This window comes from Paenibacillus puerhi, from assembly GCF_009846885.1.
Lineage (GTDB): Bacteria > Bacillota > Bacilli > Paenibacillales > NBRC-103111 > Paenibacillus_G > Paenibacillus_G puerhi.
In genome coordinates this window covers 1-1,545 of record NZ_WUWM01000086.1, presented here as the reverse complement: position 1 = coordinate 1,545, position 1,545 = coordinate 1, and the positions used below count along the sequence as shown (strand labels likewise).

The window sequence follows — 1,545 nt, the reverse complement described above, 5'->3', positions numbered from 1 at the left end:
CAGGCTGTCGAGAAAGTCTCGACAGCTCTTTTTATTTGCGCGTAGTTTAAGACGACACCGCGTTAATATGGTATAATATAGATAACAATTAATGGACGGTGATCAGTTATGCTACGAAATTCCAACGGTAAACAAACTGCCTACGAATTCGTCTCCATCGAAGATCTAGTGCCGAAAGATCACATGCTGCGCAAGATCGATAAACACATCAGCTTTGAGTTCATACGGGAAAAGGTAAAGCCTCTTTACTGTGAAGATAACGGCAGGCCGGCTATTGACCCTATTGTTCTTTTTAAGATGATCTTCCTTGGGTACTTCTATGGTATTCGCTCGGAACGTCGTCTGGAGCAAGAGATTCAAACCAATCTTGCTTATCGTTGGTTTCTTGGACTTGGCCTCACAGAACGCGTCCCTGACCATACGACGATTAGCTGGAATCGTCGTACCCGTTTTAAGGATACGACGATCTTTCAGGATGTTTTTGATGAAATTGTATTACAGGCCATCCAACATCGAATGGTTGGTGGCCGAGTTCTTGTTTCGGACTCGACCCACATCAAGGCCAACGCCAATAAACATAAATTTACGAAAAAAGAAGTCCTCCAAAACACGAAGGATTACATCGATGAGCTAAACGCCGCGGTGACAGAGGATCGCAAGCAAAATGGAAAAAAGCCTTAAAATCTAGAGAGGAAGTGGTCGAAGAAAAGGAAATTAAGGAGAGTACAACGGATCCAGAGAGTGGGTATATGGTTAGAGAAGGAAAGCCGGAAGGTTTTTATTATTTGGACCATCGGACTGTCGACTTAAAGTACAACATTATTACCGATGTCCATGTAACGCCAGGAAATGTTCATGATTCACTCCCCTACGTTCAACGCTTAGACCGGCAGGTACAACGGTTTGGATTCAAGGTGGAAGCAGTCGCCCTAGACTCTGGTTATTTAACAAATCCGATCTGTAAAAAGCTCCATGACCGAAACATATTCGCGGTGATTGCCCATCGTCGCTTTCATCCTACTCAGGGATTGTTCCACAAATGGCAGTTCCAATATGATGCTGAAAACAATTGCTATGTATGCCCGAATAAGCAGAAGCTCATGTACTCGACAACCAATCGCGAAGGGTACAAGCACTATTCTTCGAATCCGGAGGTATGCAAAAGCTGTCCACTCCTTGAGAAATGCACCCGTTCCCGAAACCACAAAAAGATCATCACTCGCCACATTTGGGAGACCCATAAGGAATGGGTACGTAATAATCGATTAAGCACGTCAGGTAAATACCTCTACCGAAAAAGAAAAGAAACGATCGAGCGAAGCTTCGCGGATGCTAAACAGCTCCATGGGTTTCGCTATTGCCGTTTGCGCGGGTTACGGAATGTAACAGAGCAAGCGTTAATGACGGCAGCCGTACAGAACATGAAAAAGATCGCTCTCCACCTGGATAAACAGGTTCAATGAGGAGGGCGATCTCTTTTTTTTGAAAAATAATCCTTTAAAAAATGAGCTATCCAGCTAACACTAGGGGTTTCTCGTCAATCTG

At 44.2% G+C, this 1,545-nt stretch carries 1 protein-coding gene; it reads left to right on the top strand.

Annotated elements, in window-relative coordinates; genetic code table 11:
- Nucleotides 1-108 precede the first annotated feature (108 nt).
- Nucleotides 109-1,463 (top strand): IS1182 family transposase gene (locus GSF01_RS29085; RefSeq protein ID WP_159888760.1). Its coding sequence is split into 2 segments (ribosomal slippage): nt 109-679 and nt 679-1,463, totalling 1,356 coding nucleotides; the frame shifts between segments, so codons are not numbered across the junction.
- Nucleotides 1,464-1,545 lie beyond the last annotated feature (82 nt).